15 protein-coding genes and 4 tRNA genes are annotated in these 16,499 nt (G+C 63.1%); 8 read left to right on the top strand and 11 right to left on the bottom strand.

The genetic code is table 11. The features are described from left to right. Positions 1-6: 6 nt before the first annotated feature. Positions 7-1,071, bottom strand: a complete 1,065-nt coding sequence (locus NLI84_RS09150) for a bifunctional nicotinamide-nucleotide adenylyltransferase/Nudix hydroxylase (protein WP_255989764.1) — start codon at positions 1,069-1,071, stop codon at positions 7-9. A gap of 56 nt (positions 1,072-1,127) precedes the next feature. Next, complete coding sequence (nadA, locus tag NLI84_RS09145) at positions 1,128-2,045, bottom strand: quinolinate synthase NadA (RefSeq protein ID WP_255989763.1); 918 nt, start codon at positions 2,043-2,045, stop codon at positions 1,128-1,130. A gap of 246 nt (positions 2,046-2,291) precedes the next feature. On the opposite strand from nadA, the gene NLI84_RS09140 reads away from it, so the two are divergent. The 8 genes from NLI84_RS09140 (at position 2,292) to NLI84_RS09105 (ending at position 6,052) form a co-directional block, all read left to right on the top strand. Continuing rightward, positions 2,292-2,367: transfer RNA gene (locus NLI84_RS09140), tRNA-Gly, on the top strand. A 28-nt stretch (positions 2,368-2,395) separates the two neighbouring features. Next, positions 2,396-2,471, top strand: a tRNA-Gly gene (locus NLI84_RS09135). A gap of 28 nt (positions 2,472-2,499) precedes the next feature. Further along, positions 2,500-2,575, top strand: a tRNA-Gly gene (locus NLI84_RS09130). 54 nt (positions 2,576-2,629) lie between these two features. Next, a tRNA-Cys gene (locus tag NLI84_RS09125) sits at positions 2,630-2,703 on the top strand. A 750-nt stretch (positions 2,704-3,453) separates the two neighbouring features. After that, a complete protein-coding gene (locus NLI84_RS09120) occupies positions 3,454-4,170 on the top strand; it encodes a LuxR family transcriptional regulator (protein ID WP_255989761.1) in 717 nt (238 codons plus the stop codon). An 84-nt stretch (positions 4,171-4,254) separates the two neighbouring features. Beyond that, positions 4,255-4,962 (top strand): acyl-homoserine-lactone synthase, encoded by a 708-nt coding sequence (locus NLI84_RS09115; RefSeq protein WP_255989759.1) that lies wholly within the window; start codon positions 4,255-4,257, stop codon positions 4,960-4,962. Next, positions 4,950-5,645 (top strand): helix-turn-helix transcriptional regulator, encoded by a 696-nt coding sequence (locus NLI84_RS09110; RefSeq protein WP_255989758.1) that lies wholly within the window; start codon positions 4,950-4,952, stop codon positions 5,643-5,645. Before NLI84_RS09115 ends, NLI84_RS09110 begins: the two co-directional genes overlap by 13 nt. 17 nt (positions 5,646-5,662) lie before the next feature. After that, entirely contained in the window at positions 5,663-6,052 is a 390-nt protein-coding gene (locus tag NLI84_RS09105) for an MAPEG family protein (RefSeq protein WP_255989756.1), read from the top strand. Here NLI84_RS09105 and NLI84_RS09100 read toward each other — a convergent pair. The 9 genes from NLI84_RS09100 to NLI84_RS09060 all read right to left on the bottom strand — a co-directional run. Next, positions 5,983-6,552, bottom strand: a complete 570-nt coding sequence (locus tag NLI84_RS09100) for a flavin reductase family protein (RefSeq protein ID WP_255989754.1) — start codon at positions 6,550-6,552, stop codon at positions 5,983-5,985. The genes NLI84_RS09105 and NLI84_RS09100 overlap by 70 nt on opposite strands. A gap of 63 nt (positions 6,553-6,615) precedes the next feature. Beyond that, positions 6,616-7,092: a hypothetical protein gene (locus NLI84_RS09095; RefSeq protein ID WP_255989752.1), complete on the bottom strand. Its 477-nt coding sequence runs from the start codon at positions 7,090-7,092 to the stop codon at positions 6,616-6,618. A gap of 45 nt (positions 7,093-7,137) precedes the next feature. Continuing rightward, positions 7,138-7,929: a thioesterase II family protein gene (locus tag NLI84_RS09090; RefSeq protein ID WP_255989750.1), complete on the bottom strand. Its 792-nt coding sequence runs from the start codon at positions 7,927-7,929 to the stop codon at positions 7,138-7,140. 12 nt (positions 7,930-7,941) lie between these two features. Next, positions 7,942-9,249, bottom strand: coding sequence for a DUF1302 family protein (locus NLI84_RS09085; protein ID WP_255989749.1), 1,308 nt, complete (start codon positions 9,247-9,249; stop codon positions 7,942-7,944). Between the two features lie 4 nt (positions 9,250-9,253). Next, positions 9,254-10,228, bottom strand: a complete 975-nt coding sequence (locus NLI84_RS09080) for a Kelch repeat-containing protein (protein WP_255989748.1) — start codon at positions 10,226-10,228, stop codon at positions 9,254-9,256. An 18-nt stretch (positions 10,229-10,246) separates the two neighbouring features. Further along, complete coding sequence (locus NLI84_RS09075; protein ID WP_255989747.1) at positions 10,247-11,032, bottom strand: outer membrane lipoprotein-sorting protein; 786 nt, start codon at positions 11,030-11,032, stop codon at positions 10,247-10,249. 29 nt (positions 11,033-11,061) lie between these two features. Then, the gene (locus NLI84_RS09070) at positions 11,062-13,437 is read right to left on the bottom strand and encodes an efflux RND transporter permease subunit (RefSeq protein ID WP_255989746.1); all 2,376 of its coding nucleotides are present in this window, start codon (positions 13,435-13,437) and stop codon (positions 11,062-11,064) included. 24 nt (positions 13,438-13,461) lie between these two features. Beyond that, a complete protein-coding gene (locus NLI84_RS09065) occupies positions 13,462-14,394 on the bottom strand; it encodes a thioesterase domain-containing protein (protein ID WP_255989745.1) in 933 nt (310 codons plus the stop codon). Beyond that, on the bottom strand, positions 14,391-16,499 hold a 2,109-nt coding region (locus NLI84_RS09060; RefSeq protein ID WP_255989744.1), incomplete at its 5' end, for a KR prefix domain-containing protein. The genes NLI84_RS09060 and NLI84_RS09065, both read right to left, overlap by 4 nt.

Here is a 16,499-nt window from a genome sequence, read left to right as displayed (position 1 = left end):
CGTTTTTCATATCTGCCCGAGGAACCAGTTCACGATATAGAAGTGGTCCTCGAACAGCTCGGCTTCCATGCGATTGAACTCGAACAGCGGCACCCACTGCGCCCGGTCGGCGTCATCGCTGGCTCTCACCTTGGGCAAGCCTTCGCCGGTGGGAGCCAATTCGATCAGGAAAGCGTGCGTGATGGTGCGGCCGCGCAATGAGCGCTGCGGGTGATCAAATACCCGATTGGCTCGGATTGAGCCGGCCAGCACCGGTGCCGGCACCTTGAGCCGGGTTTCCTCCTTCAGCTCGCGGATCACCGCATCGCGGATCGGCTCATCCTGCTCGACAAAGCCGCCGGGTAGCGCCCAAAGCCCCTTGCCTGGCATGCCGCGTCGCCGCACCAGCAGGATGTGGCCGGAGTGGATGACCACCGCGTCGACCGTCACGAAGGTAGGCGGGTACGGAGCAACGGCCCACGAGGCGCGAAACTGCTGCAGGTAGCGGTATTCGTCGGCCAACCTGGCATAGGTTTCGGTCTCGCGAAAACCAGCCAGCCAGTGGTAGACCTCGGTCGGCAACTTGCCGCGGCATGCGTCAAAACGCCGCCCATGATCGGCGAACAGCACCTCGCGCACGCAACCGGAATCGACGCCATCCAGTTCATCGACCTGCAGCCGCTGCCACTGTGGGAACAGTTCCAGGTAGTGCGTACCGCGGCCCCGCCCGTTGGCTGCGGCCGCGAGCCCGATGCGGAACTCCGCGGCGCGGTGCCCGAGGCTCGCGGTATCGACGGCGATCACCTTGTCGACCAGGTTCTGCACCTCGGTCACCCATTGCTGATCGTTGTACATGCGATCGGAACAACCGACGACGAACACACGATCCTGCCATTCAGCCGGCAATGCGGCGCGCAGCATGGCCTCGCGCTCGGCCAGCGAGAATGGATTGCGCGGGCTGATCGCCTGCCGCGCCGAGCCGCAGACGACGATCAGCTTGTCCGCCTGCGCCAACGCCGCTTCGATCACCCTGAGGTGACCGAGATGCACGGGCTGAAACCGGCCAATAAAAACAAGGTAGTCGTAGTGCATGGCGATCCGGTGACGCGATACCCCCGGCGGGTCGCCGCTGGGGTATCGCAGGATGTTTACTGGTAGTAGCGCTTGGAGAAATCGAGCATGCGCTCGATCGGCAGGCGCGCCGCTTCCATCTGTTCCGCGCTCAGGTAATCGACGCGGATGCCCTCGCCCGCTTGCGCGCGTTTTACCGCCTCGATGGTATTCATCTTCATATAGGGGCAGGAATTGCACTGGCAGCCGGCGTAGATCGGCGCCTGGCGGATGTCGAGGTCCGGGCGCGCCAAGCCCATGTTGTAGAGGATGCCATCCTCGGTGGCGACGAAGATGACCGCATCGGGCTCTGCCGCATACGATTTCACCCAGTTCAGCATGCCCGAGGTCGAGCCGACGTAATCGGCCTGCTGCAGCACCGGCAGCGGGCTTTCCGGGTGGGCGATCAAGTACTTGGCACCGACGACCGCGGCAAAAGCTTCATCAAGCGCGCTCTGGTTGAACTTGTCGTGCACCTCGCACACGGCCGACCACAGCGGCATGCCGTAGTCGTACTGGAAATTGAGGTAGGCGCCCATATTGCGGTCCGGCGAGAAGATCACCTTCTTCCCCTCGGCATAGAGGTGGGCAATGATGTCATCGACATTGCGGCTGGTGACGATCCAGTCGGAGAGCGCCTTGTGCTCGGCGGAGCTGTTGATGTAGCTCACGTGCACATGATCGGCATGCGCCTCGCGCCAGGCCTTGAGCGCACCGACATCGGTCTGCGTGACGAGCGAACAGGTGGAACGCGCGTCCGGCAGGATCACTTCGGCATTCGGGTTGAGTATCTTGGCGGTCTCGGCCATGAAACGCACGCCGGCGAACACGATGGTGTCCGCGCCGCATTCCTTGGCATAGAGCGAGAGTTCCAGGCTGTCGCCGACCTTGTCGGCCATCTGCTGGATTTCGGGCTGGCAATAGTAGTGCGCCAGCGTGACGACCTTCTTGGTCATGGCTGTTCCTTCCATGCAAGGCCACGGGCTCACCCCGCGACCGGTAGTTGTGGCAACGCTTCCAAACCGATGCCTCTGGAGCAACATCGCGGCGCATCCCGCCACGACCCTGGGCATCGGGTCCGGTTATTTTATACGTTCCATCAAGCGATTAGGGGAAAGTTCGCATTCTGTCCGCACCCTGGTGTTGACAGCATCGGGCGGCACAACCATAATGCGCCTCTCTGTTGCAGCACTGAAGCAGATGCGGGATTAGCTCAGTTGGTAGAGCGATACCTTGCCAAGGTATAGGTCGAGAGGTCGAGCCTCTTATCCCGCTCCATTCTTCTTCATGTTGTTTGCCGGCAGACGCGGGATTAGCTCAGTTGGTAGAGCGAGACCTTGCCAAGGTATAGGTCGAGAGTTCGAGCCTCTTATCCCGCTCCATTCTTCTTCATGTTGTTTGCCTGCAGACGCGGGATTAGCTCAGTTGGTAGAGCGATACCTTGCCAAGGTATAGGTCGAGAGTTCGAGCCTCTTATCCCGCTCCAAACATCGAAAGAAAGGGAAACGCTGATGCCTTTCCCTTTCTTTTTGCCCCCTACGGCGGGTTAGCAAAGTGGTTATGCAGCGGATTGCAAATCCGTTTACATCGGTTCGATTCCGGTACCCGCCTCCAATAGAAACAAGCACTTAGCCCCGCACTGCGGGGCTTTTTGTTGCCTGCTCGACAGCATCGCATCCGGCTGGGGGCACGCCCACCCCTCCCCCCAAGTAGTCAGCTTGACGAGCCACCATTGTCGTTGCCGCAACAGCAGGGCGGAGTTCTCCAGTCGGGCTTCGGATGAATGGGCACATCACCATGGAGTGGCCCGGCAGTTCCTCCGGCATTGCGATCCAGTCAAGAATCCGCACAGCGAAGGCTACATTGGCCAGCGGCGAAATGCCGGGTTGAGCCCCGCGCACTTTCACAATCCGGAGCTTGCCAGAGCAACGATAGCGCCGTACTGACTGCGCCGCGCCCAGGATCCACCAGTGCCGTACCAGGCCCCGACGCGGCCAGGGGAGTGCCATTCAATCCTGAGGGCACAGATCGTCCACCGACTCGCAGCTCACTGAATGGAAGTAGGTCAAGCGAACAGCACGCCAACTGCTGCAAGCGGATGCAAATCCAGCGCCCCACCCTGCAAAACACAAATGCTGCAACGCACAATCCAACCGTCCTCGCAGCAACCACTCAACCCCGACTAACGGCTTTCGCTGAGATTACTCTACAAAATTACAGGTATTACAATGGCCGCCGATGCTCGAATAAATTACGAAAACGCATTTGGAAAAATACATAACAGAATGTTTCCTTTGAAAGGACACTGCTTACAACCACTCTGAATTTATCGACTCCTTGGACAAGGACACTAGGGAAAGCCGAATGCTGCGGACTGACGATGTACACGCACTATTACAATGCACTACGGAACCGTCGCTCAAAACCACGCTTGGGCGACTTGGCAATATGCTGGGCTTTAAATATGCCTTATTGGGCGTGCGCAAATTTATGGACAATGGGCAGATGCAGGATCATATCGTCAGCGATTATCCTGCAGAATGGCGCGTTCATTACGATCAAAACCACTATTCGGAAATTGATCCCACCGTTCGCCATTGTCTCGCCCATTCCACACCTATCATCTGGTCCCCCAGTCTGCGCCATGCCCAAGCGCATGCAGGATTGTTCGAGGAGGCTGCGTCACATCAGCTCCGCATGGGGGTCAGCTGCCCGCTTGCGGGCAAGCCCGGTGAGTTTTGCATGCTGAGTCTGGCGCTGGACCAAGAAGGAAATGCAGTGGATCGGCTGATCGACATGATGTTGCCGCAATGTCTGATGCTGGCCTGTTTTGCCTACGAGGGCATACGCAATATCCAGGGACAAGCCCAGCCCTCTGCCGAAATAGAACTGACGCAGCGCGAACGCGAAGCGCTGCGCTGGGCCGCATCGGGCAAGGTGGGCTGGGAAATCGCAAGCATCATGCGAATCGCGGAAAGCACCGTGGTATTTCATTTGAAGAATGCAGTGCAGAAACTCAAGGTGCGCAATCGGCGTGAGGCCGTAGCCCGCGCGCTGTGCCTTGGCCTGATCACGCTCTAGCGCAACCTGTTCAATTTGGGAGTTTGAAATCGTTCGTCGATACGCTCCAATCTCATCCACTTCTGTTACTGGATGAGGCCATACATGAACATTCTCGTTGCCCGGCGCAGTGAGCAGGCGTTCGACCTTCACGATGAACAGGCCATGTACCGCCTGCGCTACAAGGTTTTCTACGAACGCCTGCGCTGGGATGTACCGACTGCAAATGGCGAGGAGCGCGACCAGTACGACGATCTCGATCCGGTCTACATGTTGTACAAGTCGCCCCAAGACATCGTGCAGGGTTGCTGGCGCCTGCTGCCGACGCAAGGGCCATATATGCTGCGCGACACCTTCCCGCAGCTGTTGCACGGACAAGCCGCGCCCAGTGCGCCAGACATCTGGGAAATGAGCCGCTTTGCGATCGAGGGTAGTGAGCAGAGTGGCTTCGGCTTTACCGCCACCCCGGTGGCGATGATACGCAATGTGCTGCTGTTCGCCCGCGCTCATGGCATCAGTCGCTACGTCACCGTCTCCACGGTGGCCGTGGAGCGCATGCTGACCAAGCTGGGCATCAACACGACCCGTCTGGGCCCGCCGTTGCAGATCGGCATTGCCCGGGCTGTCGCCTTCTACGTGGAAATGGACGAGCAGGCCGAACGCGTGCTGCTTCCCCGCTGCGAACTGGGCGGCGAAGGCATCATCGTGCGGAAGGAAGCACGCCCCATTTATTGTCCCAGTCTGCCCCGGGATGGCGCCGCGCCGGTCTATACCCCACCCAGCCATGTCGGAGCGCAGCTGTGCTCGCCCTAAATCATCTCAGCGAGTTACTGGAGTGCAACAACCTGCCGCAACTATGGGGGGTCGTGCAGAGCCTGCTCAAAGGTTTGAGCTTCGATTACATGTTGTTCCGCACGGGCGGGCTCGATAGCCAGCAGGCACCCTGGCAAAAGGTGTGGACCAACTACCCGACTGCCTGGCAGCAGCGATACCGGCAGATGGATTACGCGAAAAGCGATCCCACCATCCCGCATTGCCTTAGCCGCCGCACGCCCTTCATCTGGTCCACATCGGATACGACACGCGGGAACTCCGGCATGTTCGAGGAGGCTGCGGCGTACGGACTGAGCCGAGGCATAAGTCTGGCGCTGGGCGAGCGGGCCGGCATGCTGAGCGTGGCCCTCAGCCACGATAGCGCCGAGGCCGAGACACTGCTCCGGATACAAGTCCCCCAGCTGTTCTTGCTCGCCGCCTATATGGCCGAGGCCGTGCAAGGCATCAGTACCGAAACGGACCTCGCCACTCCGCAACTGACCCAGCGTGAGCAGCAGGTGATGGCCAGCTTTCTCGCAGGCCATACCGCCGCGGAAGTGGCCGATCAACTGCGAATTTCCGAGCGGACCGTGGTATTCCATTCACAGAACGCAATGCAGAAGCTGAAGGCCCGTAACCGTACTGAGGCCATCGCCCGAGCCTTATCCTTGCGGCTGCTTTAGGCGACCGCCCTTCCAACATGGCCACACACTATCTCTACACTGCCTGGATTACGCTGGGCGTCTCCCTACACCTGCACGGCAACGCGATGCGCGTGGGGCGCGCGCGCCGGACCTTTGACGTGCCGGCCCCGACGACCCATGGCCCGGAGGGGTTCGAGCGTGCCTATCGGGTGCAGATGAACACGATCGAAGCGGCGGTGGCCTTCCTGCCTGCCATGTGGATCTGCGCTACCTGGTTTGGCGATGGCGCGGCTGCGCTCTGCGGGCTGGGTTGGCTTGCCAGCCGCATCGCCTATGCCCATGCCTACACCCGGCACCCCCGATGGCGCCTACCGGCCTATGCGACGACCGTGGGTTCGCTGCTCGCCGCGGTGGTACTGGCTGCGGCGGGGCTGATCACCGGGTAAGGTCGGATCGCCAGTGCGCGGTAGTCTCCGCCGTGGAACACCAGTGGCTCGCTGGCGGAACAGCGCGCCCGTTCCACGCTCCCCACGAAAATCAGATGGTCTCCTCCCTCGTGGCGGTGGGTGTTGCGTACTTCAAAGGTAGCGCAGCAGCCTTCCAGCACCGGCACATTGCCAAGCCCGCGAACGTAGGAAACGGCCGCGAAAGGGTCACCACGCTGGCCTGCGAAGGCCTGTGAAACCGCCTGCTGGGATTGCGACAGCACATTCACGGCGTAGTACTCGCAGGCCGCGAAGACTGGCAAGCTGGCGCGGGCAAGGCCCAGGCTCCAGACAATCAGCGGTGGCGTCAGCGATACCGAATTGAAGGAACTGACGGTCAAGCCCAGCGGCACCCCGGCCGGGGTCACGGTCGTCACCACGGTCACTCCCGTGGGAAAACGCCCAAGCGCCCGGCGAAACGCCGCGACATCAACGTCAGGTACCGTGAAATCTCGTTCCATGAGAATGCTCCTGTTGCAATCGGAATGCCCGGATCGACCACGCCGCCCCGGGCAGCGAAGCGGTTAGCGATGCAGGCGTTCGGCCCGGCCCGACAGCACCCGTCCCGGGGTGGTGGCAAGCAATTGCAATGCAGCCCCGCGCTGGACGATGGCAAAGGACACGGTGCCGTAGCCCTCACCGGTGCCCGGCTCACCGATGAACACCGCCTCGCCGGTGCAGTCCGGGAAGACCCGGTAGCTGCCATTGTTGAACGTCAGCTTCTGCACCTCGCCATTCAGGTGCACGGTTTCCGCCCCGGTGATGCGCCCGTATTGGTCCAGGTGCATCACGCCGACCCCGGCGGCCGGGCCAAGCCCGACCACCGAGCCTTGCAGGGAAAAGCCCCAGTCGCCGACGACGTCCCGCTCGCTGCAGGTTCGCGCCCGCCCGCGCTCGTCGTTGCCATCGCCGTCATGGGCCTGGCTCATCGGGGCGTTCAACACCATGGTGAAGTCCAGCACAAGACCAGCCCGTTTCGCGGTGAGATTGTGTTGTTGCATATGTGATCTTCCCAAGAGTGGATCGAATCAGGAAACCGGTGTGGCTCAGCCCGCCAACGCCTCGGCCTCCACGGCTGTGGGGCCTGAACAACTGGCCCCCTTCAGGTACTGCTCGATTGCGGCAAGCACCTCGTCCTTGCCCTGCTGCACAAAAAAATGCCCGCCGGCGAAGGTCCTCAGCGAAAACGCACCCGCGGCGACATCACGCCAACCCGCCATGTCGCCAGGACTGGCCCGCATATCGTCCTCACCCGCCAGCGCCAGCAACGGCACATCCAGCCCGGAGAGATCGGCAAGGGCATAGCGATCGCATGCGCCGAAGTCGGCGCGCAGCACGGGCGTGACGAACTCCAGGAACTCCTGGTTGTTCAGCAGCGCAGTCGGTAGGCCACCGTATTCGGCCACCGCCTGCAGGAAGGCCGCATCGCTGCGTATGGCAGATATGCCGTTGCAGTTGAAGCGCTGCGGTGGCAGGCAGGCGGCGACGATCAGCGCGGCCGGCGGCCGGCCTCGCGCAGCCAGCATGCGGGCGCACTCATAACCGATGAGCGCGCCCATGCTGTGGCCGAACAACACGATGGGTTCCGCACCGTCTACCGGCAATTGCCCGCGCACGAAGCTCGCCATTCGCGGGATGGAATCCAGCGCGGGTTCGTTGTAGCGGCGTTCGCGCCCCGGCAGGCAGATGGCCTGCACGGCAATGGCGGCCGCCGCCAGCGCTTGCTGCCAGCCGCCAAACGCCGCGGTGCCACCGCCGGCGTACGGAATACAGACCAGACGAAGCGGCCGGGACAAACCCAGGGAGCCTTCCTGCGAGGGCAAAATCAGCGGTTGCATCTCAGCTCCTGCTCAGAATGAATACGTCAGCTTGAGCTGCAGCCGGTCGTTGTCGCTGTAGGCACCGGGGAAGCTCTCGCGCCGCCCCCCCAATAGCTCCGCCCACATCTCCAGCCGCAGCGCATCGTTGATGTCGTAGGTGTACTTGGGGCGCAGCAGGTAACCGCCGTGCTCCACGTCGATGAGCGCCTCCAACCCCAGCGTATGTTCGTAGCCCACGCGGTATTCCAGCTTGCCGGCCACGCCATAGCTGTAGGGGAACACCATGTAGCCGGGAACGACCCGGCCATGGGGCCGCGCACTATTGCCGAACGCCTCGACGATCCAGTAGAGATCGTTTTCCCCGACCACGTTGCTATGGGTACGATCCACGCCGAAGGCGAACTGCGCATAGTTACGATCGAGGCCGATCGCATCCTTGATTCCGTGCTCGGGCAGGAACAGTGCCGCCTCGCCGCGCAGGCCGAATGCGCCGGCCGTGGTGGAAAAATCGAAGCCAATGACCGATTGCCGGTAATAGAGCTGCTCCACGCCCAGCACCACGCCACCACTTTGTGGATCAAGCGTCATATGGGTCTCGCGTATCGCCGGTGCCGACGAATACCCATAGAGGTAGCTGAGCGACCAATCCCATCCGGAACGCGAGGTTTCGAACTTGAGTGCAACGGTGGCGATCTGGTCGTCGTCGGGCCGGTCCGATCCGGTGATCTGGTAATAGATCGGGTGGATTTGCCCTTGGTACTCCACTTGCGCGGGCAACGAAGGCCGCCAGCGCGAATGCCGGTCCGGCAGGATGTTCGCCGTGAAGCGTGGCACCACGACGGCCTGCAGCCGGTTGTCGCCCCAGTAATAATTTGCGATAGCCATGATCACCGGGATGCGCTCGGTATCGAGCTGATCGCTCAGATCGATGGGATTGATGTTGTCAGTGGGGTTGAACACATCGGCACGCCCCCACACCACCAACTGTTTGCCCAGTCGAAAGTTGAACGACGAGCCCAGGTCGATGTCGGCATACGCTTCCTTGATGCGCGCCCGGTTGCGGTCCGCATCGAGCGCATCCACCCGGCCATCGGCGCTGAGCAGATAGTTGAAGCCCGGCAAGCTACCCTTGGCCTCGAGCTCGGCATTCAGTTCCTGGTGTCCGTCGATCGTGCCGGCAGGTGCGTCATGCAAATACTGGATCCAGTCGACACCGAGTTCACCGCTGATCTGCGGCGCCTCGATCGCCCAGCCACTACCGGGCACCAGCAGGATCAACGCGCAGCACATCCCTTGGGCCAGGCCTGCGGCACCTGCCCTTCCATACTTCTGCCTCACAGCCCTACTCCAGAATCAAGACTTCATTGCGGTCGGAGATCGAATAGCCGGCCCTGCGGCCACCGCCCGGCACGTACATGGCCTTGCCGATTGCGGCAGCGCCAATGCCGTGACGCGGCGTGGGCATCGGCGCCAGCCGTTGCCAGCTGTCCGTCGCAGGGTCGTAGGCATCGACCTGACTGAACGTACCGTCCTGCCCCTCGCCCCCGACGATCACGAAGCGCCCGCCCAGCACGGCTCCGGCAATGCCGCCTCGCGGCATGGGCATCGGAGCTCCATACCGCCAGCGGTCGGTGGCCGGATCGTAGATTTCCAGCAGATCGCTGTTGGAGGCAAAGCCGGAGACCCGCCCCCCCGCCAGGTAGAAGCGCCCGTCGATCTCCACCATCGCGCCATGCTGGCGCCGGGCCTGCGGCGCGCTGCGACGGCTCCAACTACGCGTGGCAGGATCGAACACCTCGAAGGCATCGGTCACTCCGTGCGGCCCTACCCCGCCGACGACCCAGATCCGGCCCTGGTAAGCGACCGCGGAGGCGGCCCCTCGCGGCGTTGGCATTCGCGGCAACGCTTGCCAGCGGCGCGTGGCTGGATCGAACTCGAACACGTCCTGCTGCACGGTGAACGACACACCATGGAATCCGCCAAGCACATACAGCTTGCCGCCGACAGCCACGGCCACCGGGTGGTGCCGGGGTGCCGGTAAATCCGGATAGCGCACCCACGCATCGTGCGCCGGCCGATAGGCCTCGACCCGGGCGGAGGTCTGCAGGAAATCGGTGGCGCCCCCCACGACGAATACCTCGCCGTTGAGTGCGGCCACCGCGAGTTCGCTGCGGTGGGAAGGCATGGCGCGCAGTTGCTGCCAGCGGCCAGCCGCGCCCGCCACCGGCGCGGCCCTCGCTACGCCCATGCCACGCACGGAGTACAAATAGGCACCCATTGCGCCGAGCGACAACAGCAGCGCCAAAGTCACGAACATCGGCCGACGCCTCATCGCTTAACGGTTGTCGGCCAGCGTGCGCTGCGAGAACACGTCGTCCGAGATCTGGCCGCCGATACGGTAGTCCTCGTACACGATCTCGGTCTTGTGGCCCGTCTTGGTATTGAGCATCTCCTGGCGCTTCGGTCGCCACTTGCCGGACTGGTCGACCTCGGCAAGGCCGGTGGCCTGGCGCTTCTTGAAGAGCTCGTCCTTCTTGTCGTAGTAATCGACCTGCACCACGGCATAGTTGTCCTTGCGGATCCACAGCACGCGCTTGCTGTAGCCGGACTTGTCACGCGACTGTGGTGTCGGCGTCGCCTGGATCACCCAGGTATCCGTCCCTGCCACCATTTCCGACTTCAGCAAGGTGTAGCTGTTGTTCGCGAGCTCCTCGAAGTCGATGTCCTCGTAGGCGAAGTCGGAACCCATGAAGTTCTCGTTATCCTCGGTGGCGGCTATGCGCCGCACCTTGCGCATGGCCGGCAGATACAACCAGCGATCGTCGTCGTCCTGGGCATGCTCCAGTGTCAGCAGCGCCGTGCCGCGCACATCGGCGGGCTCCACGAAGCGCAGCAGCGAATTCTGCTTGCCCTGCTCGTTGGTCTTGGTCTGGTAATTGATGGTGCGCTGCCGCACCTTACCCTGCGGATTGACCAATCGCATGGTCAGCTTGACCTGCTCGGCGTCGGCGCGCGACTGCTTGTCGTACAGCGACATGATTTCCTGGGCGGTCGCTGCCATGGCGGCGGGGGCCGCTAGGTGGAACGCCAGTACGGCGCAGATCGTGGTCAATTTGGTCATGATGGATTCTCCTGATGGGGGTCGGATATTCAGTTCGAGGCAGGGATCGGGCACAGCGGTAGCGTCGGCGTATCGATGAAATCGGGATCCGCCGCCGGCGCGGTGGCGGGGCCAGGCCGTTGCGGGGCCAGGCCCGTATCGACGAAACCGGGACGCAACAGCGACAGCAGGGCCGGCAGCACGATGACAGTGGCGAAGTAGGTCGTGACCAGGGTCAGCGAAACCAGCCAGCCGAAGTACTGGATGGGAACGAAGCCGGAGAACATGAACGCGGAGAACGCGAGCACATTGCAGGCCACGTGGAACAGGATGGCCTTGCCGGAGGACAGACCCGCCTGTGTCGTGGCTTCGCCCAGGTTTGCGCTACGGCCGCGCAGCTGCCGTACCTGGCCGATGAAATGGATGGCGAAGTCCACCCCGATGCCCACGGAGATGCTGGTGATGATGGCCGTGCCCATTTCCAGGCGAATGCCGGTGAAGCCCATCACGCCGAAGGTCAGCAGCGTGGAGATCGCGATCGGGACCACGCTGATGATGCCACCCAGCACCGAACGGAACACCACGAGGCTCGCCAGCATCACCAGCGGCAATGTCCAGAGGATGTTGTCGATCTTGCCTTCGACGATGTAATCGACCACGGCGCTCCAGAACATCACCTCGCCGCCGAATTCGGCCTTCTGGTTGGGGCCGAGCCGGCTTTCCAGGTCCGCCTTGAGCGCGTGGTAGATCGCCTTGTGGTCCTCCTGATCGGAGGTTTTCAGCAGCACCTGGATCTTGGCGCGTTGCTGGTCGTAGTCGAGCCGGTCGGCAAAGTCGCCAGGATCGCCCGACATCGAGTACAGCAGGATGAATTGCGAAATCAGGTCGCGATCGTCCGGCACGCGCAGCGCCTTGGGATCATCCTCGTTCATCACCTTGTTCATCTGGGCCACGATATCGGCCGCGGAGACCGAGTAGCCAACGCGCGAATCCTTGGCCGCTTCCTGCTGAAAGCCGTACAGCGCGCTCATGAACTGGGGATCGGTCACGCCTTCGGCCTTGCCGCTGTCGGCCAGCACATTGATGTAGCGCGCGCCGCCGAGCTTGTCGTTCATTTTCTCGAACGCCACGCGCAAGGGGTGGCCTGCCGGGAAAGTATTGATGAAGTCGTTACCGACCTTGATCTGGGTGACCCCCACCGCGGCTACGCCCATCAGCACCGCAGTCAGCACCAGCACCGCGATGCGGTGATGGAAGGAGAAACCGACCATGGCTGCAATCGCGCGATCCAGCACGCTCAGCTTGGGTTCCATGCTCAGCAGGCGTTTCGGTGCGCGGAACAGCGCCAGCGTCGCCGGCACGAAGGTCAGCGAGATCGCCGTGGACAACAGCACCGCCACCGAGGTGATCACGCCGAATTCGCGGATCGACACCACCTTGAAGGCGATCAGGCCGATCGAGCCCAGCGCCGAGGTGATCCCGGTGATGATGACCAGCCCACCGACGCTGCCGATGGCCAGCTCGATCGCCCGTTTCTGGTCCTTGGTTTCCACCAGGGCCTCGTAATAGCGATGCACGACATGGATACCGTACGAGCTTGCCGTCACGATCATGATGATGGGCAGGGTCGAGGACACCATGGTCATCGGCAGGCCGGCGAACCCCATGAAACCGAGCGTCCAGATGATGGAAAGCACGGTCAGCCCCAGCGGAACGACCACCCCGCGCACCGAGCGGAAGGTGATGATGAAGCTGACCACCACCAGCAGCAGCGCGAGCGGCATCAGCTTGCCGAGGTCTCCCTGGATCCCGAGGCTCGCCTCCTGGGTCGCGATTGGATCACCTGCCGCGTAGATCTTTTCCGGACCGCTGTATTGCTTGATCAGCGCCTGGACCTGGGCATAGGCCTTGGCCTGATCGTATCCCTTGGCCAGGTTGGCCGAGACCAGCGTCAGCGTATCGTCTTTCGCCACCAACTTGCCGTGGATGTTGATATCCGCATGCGCGGCCCGGCGCAATGCCGCAAGGCCGGCGGCATCGGTCGGCACCTTGCGCATAAAGCGGCCAACGTCGACGCCTTCGGCATTGCCCTTGATGCTGTTGACGGTCGCAAGGCTGGTGACTTCGTCCTCCAGCACCCCGTCGACCTGCTTGAGGTCTTCGGAGAGGCGAGCAATCTTGTTGAGCGTGGACGCGCTGAACACGTCGCGGGATTCGACCGCGAGCATGATCACGTCCTTGTCGCCGAAGACCGCCTTGAAACGGTTATCGGTCTGGACGATCGGGTCCGAGGCCGGGAGCTCCGAATCGAAATCGGTGCGCATGGTGAGCTTGGAGGCACCGGCCAGCATGGCCACGGTGACCAGCAACACGGCCAGGAGGACCCACCAGGGGTGCCTGACAACGAATTGGGCAAAGCGATGCATTGCGTATGTCCTTTAAAGGCGGAATTACGTGGAAGAAGAATGTCGATTCCGCTGCCGATCCCAATCGGCCAGCCGCTCGCCCAGCAATCGGACGTGTGGCTGCCGGAGCAGCGAATGGTGATCGCCGGGCAGCTGGTGAACGGTGATGGGGCCGGTGCAGAACGCCGTCCATCGCGCCAGTGCGGCAGCATTGCGGTCAGCCCCTGGCTCTGCGGCCTGGAGCAGCAGCACGGCGCCGGGGTAGCTGCCTGTTGCTTCGTGCGTGGCCATCGCCCGGTAATGCGCCAGGCACGCCGCGTACAGATAACGCAGCTGGCGCTCCTCGGCGGCGCCATGGATCACGCCGTGCTGCCGCGCCCGCGTGCACAGCGCGGCCAGTGCATCGGGCTGAGCATCGACCGTGAGATCGGCCAGCACGCTTTCCCCATCGAGGCCATGACGCCCCCAGAGATCGCGCACGAACAGCGCCAGCAATTCCCGCGAGGTCATCGTGAAATCGCGCGCCGCGCCAGGCAGCGCGCTGTCGATCAGCACCAGGCCATCGACCACGCGCCCCAACCGTGCGAGCGCCAGCGCCGTCTCGTAGGCCACCAGTCCGCCCATGGACCAGCCCCCCAGCAGCAATCTGCCTTCGGGCTGCGCAGCAGCAATCTGCAACGCATAGTGTTCGGCCATGTCGGCAAGGGAATCGCGCGGGGCGGCCCTGCCGTCCAGTCCTTGCGCCTGGACCGCGAGCATGCCGCGGGACCAGTCGATGGCCAGGCATAGCGCCGCGTAGCTGGTCACGTCGCCGCTGACCGGGTGGATGCAGAACCAGGGCGATGCCGTGCCATGCGCCAGCCGCACCAGTTGCGGGGGCTCGGGCTGACTGCCCGCGGTTTCCGCCAGCAGCCGGCTCGCCAGGCGCGCACGCTCGGCATCGGTCATCCGGTCGAGCAAGCCGGTATCGACGCTCACGACACCACTCCCTGCGCGAGCACGACATCGGTATTGCCCGACACACCGAGCTCGGCCAGCAGCCGCTCAGGCTCGGCGACGGTCTTCAAGCCTGCGTCCAGATAGGCTCGGGCCAGGCTTTCGATGCGCGGGCTTTCGAACATGATGGTGATCGGCAGATCGACCTTCAGCCGCTCGCGAATGCGCGCCATCAGTTGCGCCACCAGCAGCGAGGTCCCGCCAAGGTCGTAGAAGTTGTCCTTGACCCCGATCTGCTCCAGTCCCAGCGCGTCCTGCCACAAGGAGACCAGCACCGCCTCGACCTCGTCGCGCGGCGCCACATAGGGCGTATCGAGCGCCGGGCGGGCATGGCGTTCGCCGTGGGCGCCGGCCTGCTCCGCGGCGGCCGGCAATCCCTTGACCCAGGTGAGAATGCGCGCCTGCAAATCGGAGGCCGATACCGCCGCATACTGCACGCCACGCGCGCCGAGCAGGCGCTGGAAGGAATCGATGCCTTCCTCGAGCGTCAGCGAGATCGGCAGGATGCGATCGAGCACGCTGCCCACCATGCTGGCCATCTGCTCGTCCACATCCTCCACCTGCCATTCCACTTCCCAGGCATCCCAGGCCTGGACCATCCATGGCTGGTGCAACGTATTGCGCGTGGCGAAGGCGTAGGCGCTCATGAAGCTGCTTGCGGCGCCGTACGACAAGTAGCCAAAGCCCCCCAGCACCGAACCGATCGAACCCAGCGCCAGCTTGAAATCCAAGCGACGCTGCGCCAGCACTTCATCCAGCACATACATGCCCCGGGCGATCGTGCGGAAATTGTATTCGGACAGCGCAGGCGTCATCTGCGCCACGGCCGCCACCCGGTTGGCGGCATAGGCCCCCATGGCATGGATCACCCCGCGGACTTCGCCCAGCGCCGCCTCGCCTTGTGCCAGCGCATGGCGCAAGGCCACCGGATCCGCCAGGTCGGCCCCCACCACGAACAGTTGCGCGCCCTGTGCTTCCATTTCCAGCGTCTTCAGCAGAAGCCGCTTCACCAGCTTTTCGTGCGGTGCCGGCTCCGGCCTTGCCGCGAGCCAGCTCTCCCATTGCGCGCGCGGCGGCACTTCGCCGTCCTCGATCAGGATCAGCTTGCAACCCCGGCGCAATGCCATGAATTCGGTCAGCGCCAGGCCGATACCGACAAAACCCGCCGTGACCACATAGGTTCCGCCCTGTTGCAGCAACCCCTCGCCATAGGCACTGGGTTGCAGCGGGATCGGTTCATAGGTCTGCACCCAGCGGTGCGGGCCGCGATAGGCCACCGTGCCTTCGGCATCGAACTCGTCGAGCTCGGCAAGCAATTCATCGAACGGCACCGTCGCATCCGGCGCCAGATCGATGGTCTTGGTGCGAATGTTGATGTATTCCTGCGGAATCACCTTGCACGCCCCGATCAGGGTGGCCTTGTTCGGGTTGCCGCGTTCGCTGCCGGTCACGTCATGCAAGCCGTCGGCCACGATCGCCAGCCGGACTGGCTCCACCACGTTGTGCGCCACCAGCGCCTGCACCAGATGCATCACGCTGTAGAAGCCGGCAGCTTGCGCGGCATCGAAGCCCGATATGCCTTCCTGCAGCGGCACAGCCAGCGACCATGCATGCACGATCTGGTATGAGGCAGCCTGTTGCAGCTGCACGGCCTGCATCAGCTGGCGGTAATCCCCGGCGTTGCTCGGGTCGATGACGAAACGGGTGTCGGACACGCGCGCATAACCGCTGCCATGTCGCACCTCCCAGACCTGGTCTCCACGCGCTCGCAAGCGCTCTGCCAGCACCTGCCCGGGCCCATCGGCGTCCACCAGCAACAGCCAGGTCGCCCGCTCCGCCCCATCGGCCTGCGTCACCAGCGGCAGGCGCTTCCACGAAACAGTGGCGAACCAGTCCTCGACCTTGGGCAGCTTGCTGTTAAGCCGTTGCTGCAAGCTGCCCCGCTCGGACACCTCGCTCGCCTGCAGCTCTACCCAATAGCGTTGCCGCTGGAACGGATACGTCGGCAATGGCACCCGCCGCCGTTCCTCACCCTCGAAGTACCCCGCCCAATCCACCGATACCCCACGCACCCACAGCCGCCCCAG

The organism is Chitinolyticbacter albus, from assembly GCF_024437655.1.
In the GTDB taxonomy this organism is placed as follows: Bacteria; Pseudomonadota; Gammaproteobacteria; order Burkholderiales; family Chitinibacteraceae; genus Chitinolyticbacter; species Chitinolyticbacter albus.
This window is presented reverse-complemented; position numbering and strand designations above follow the sequence as displayed.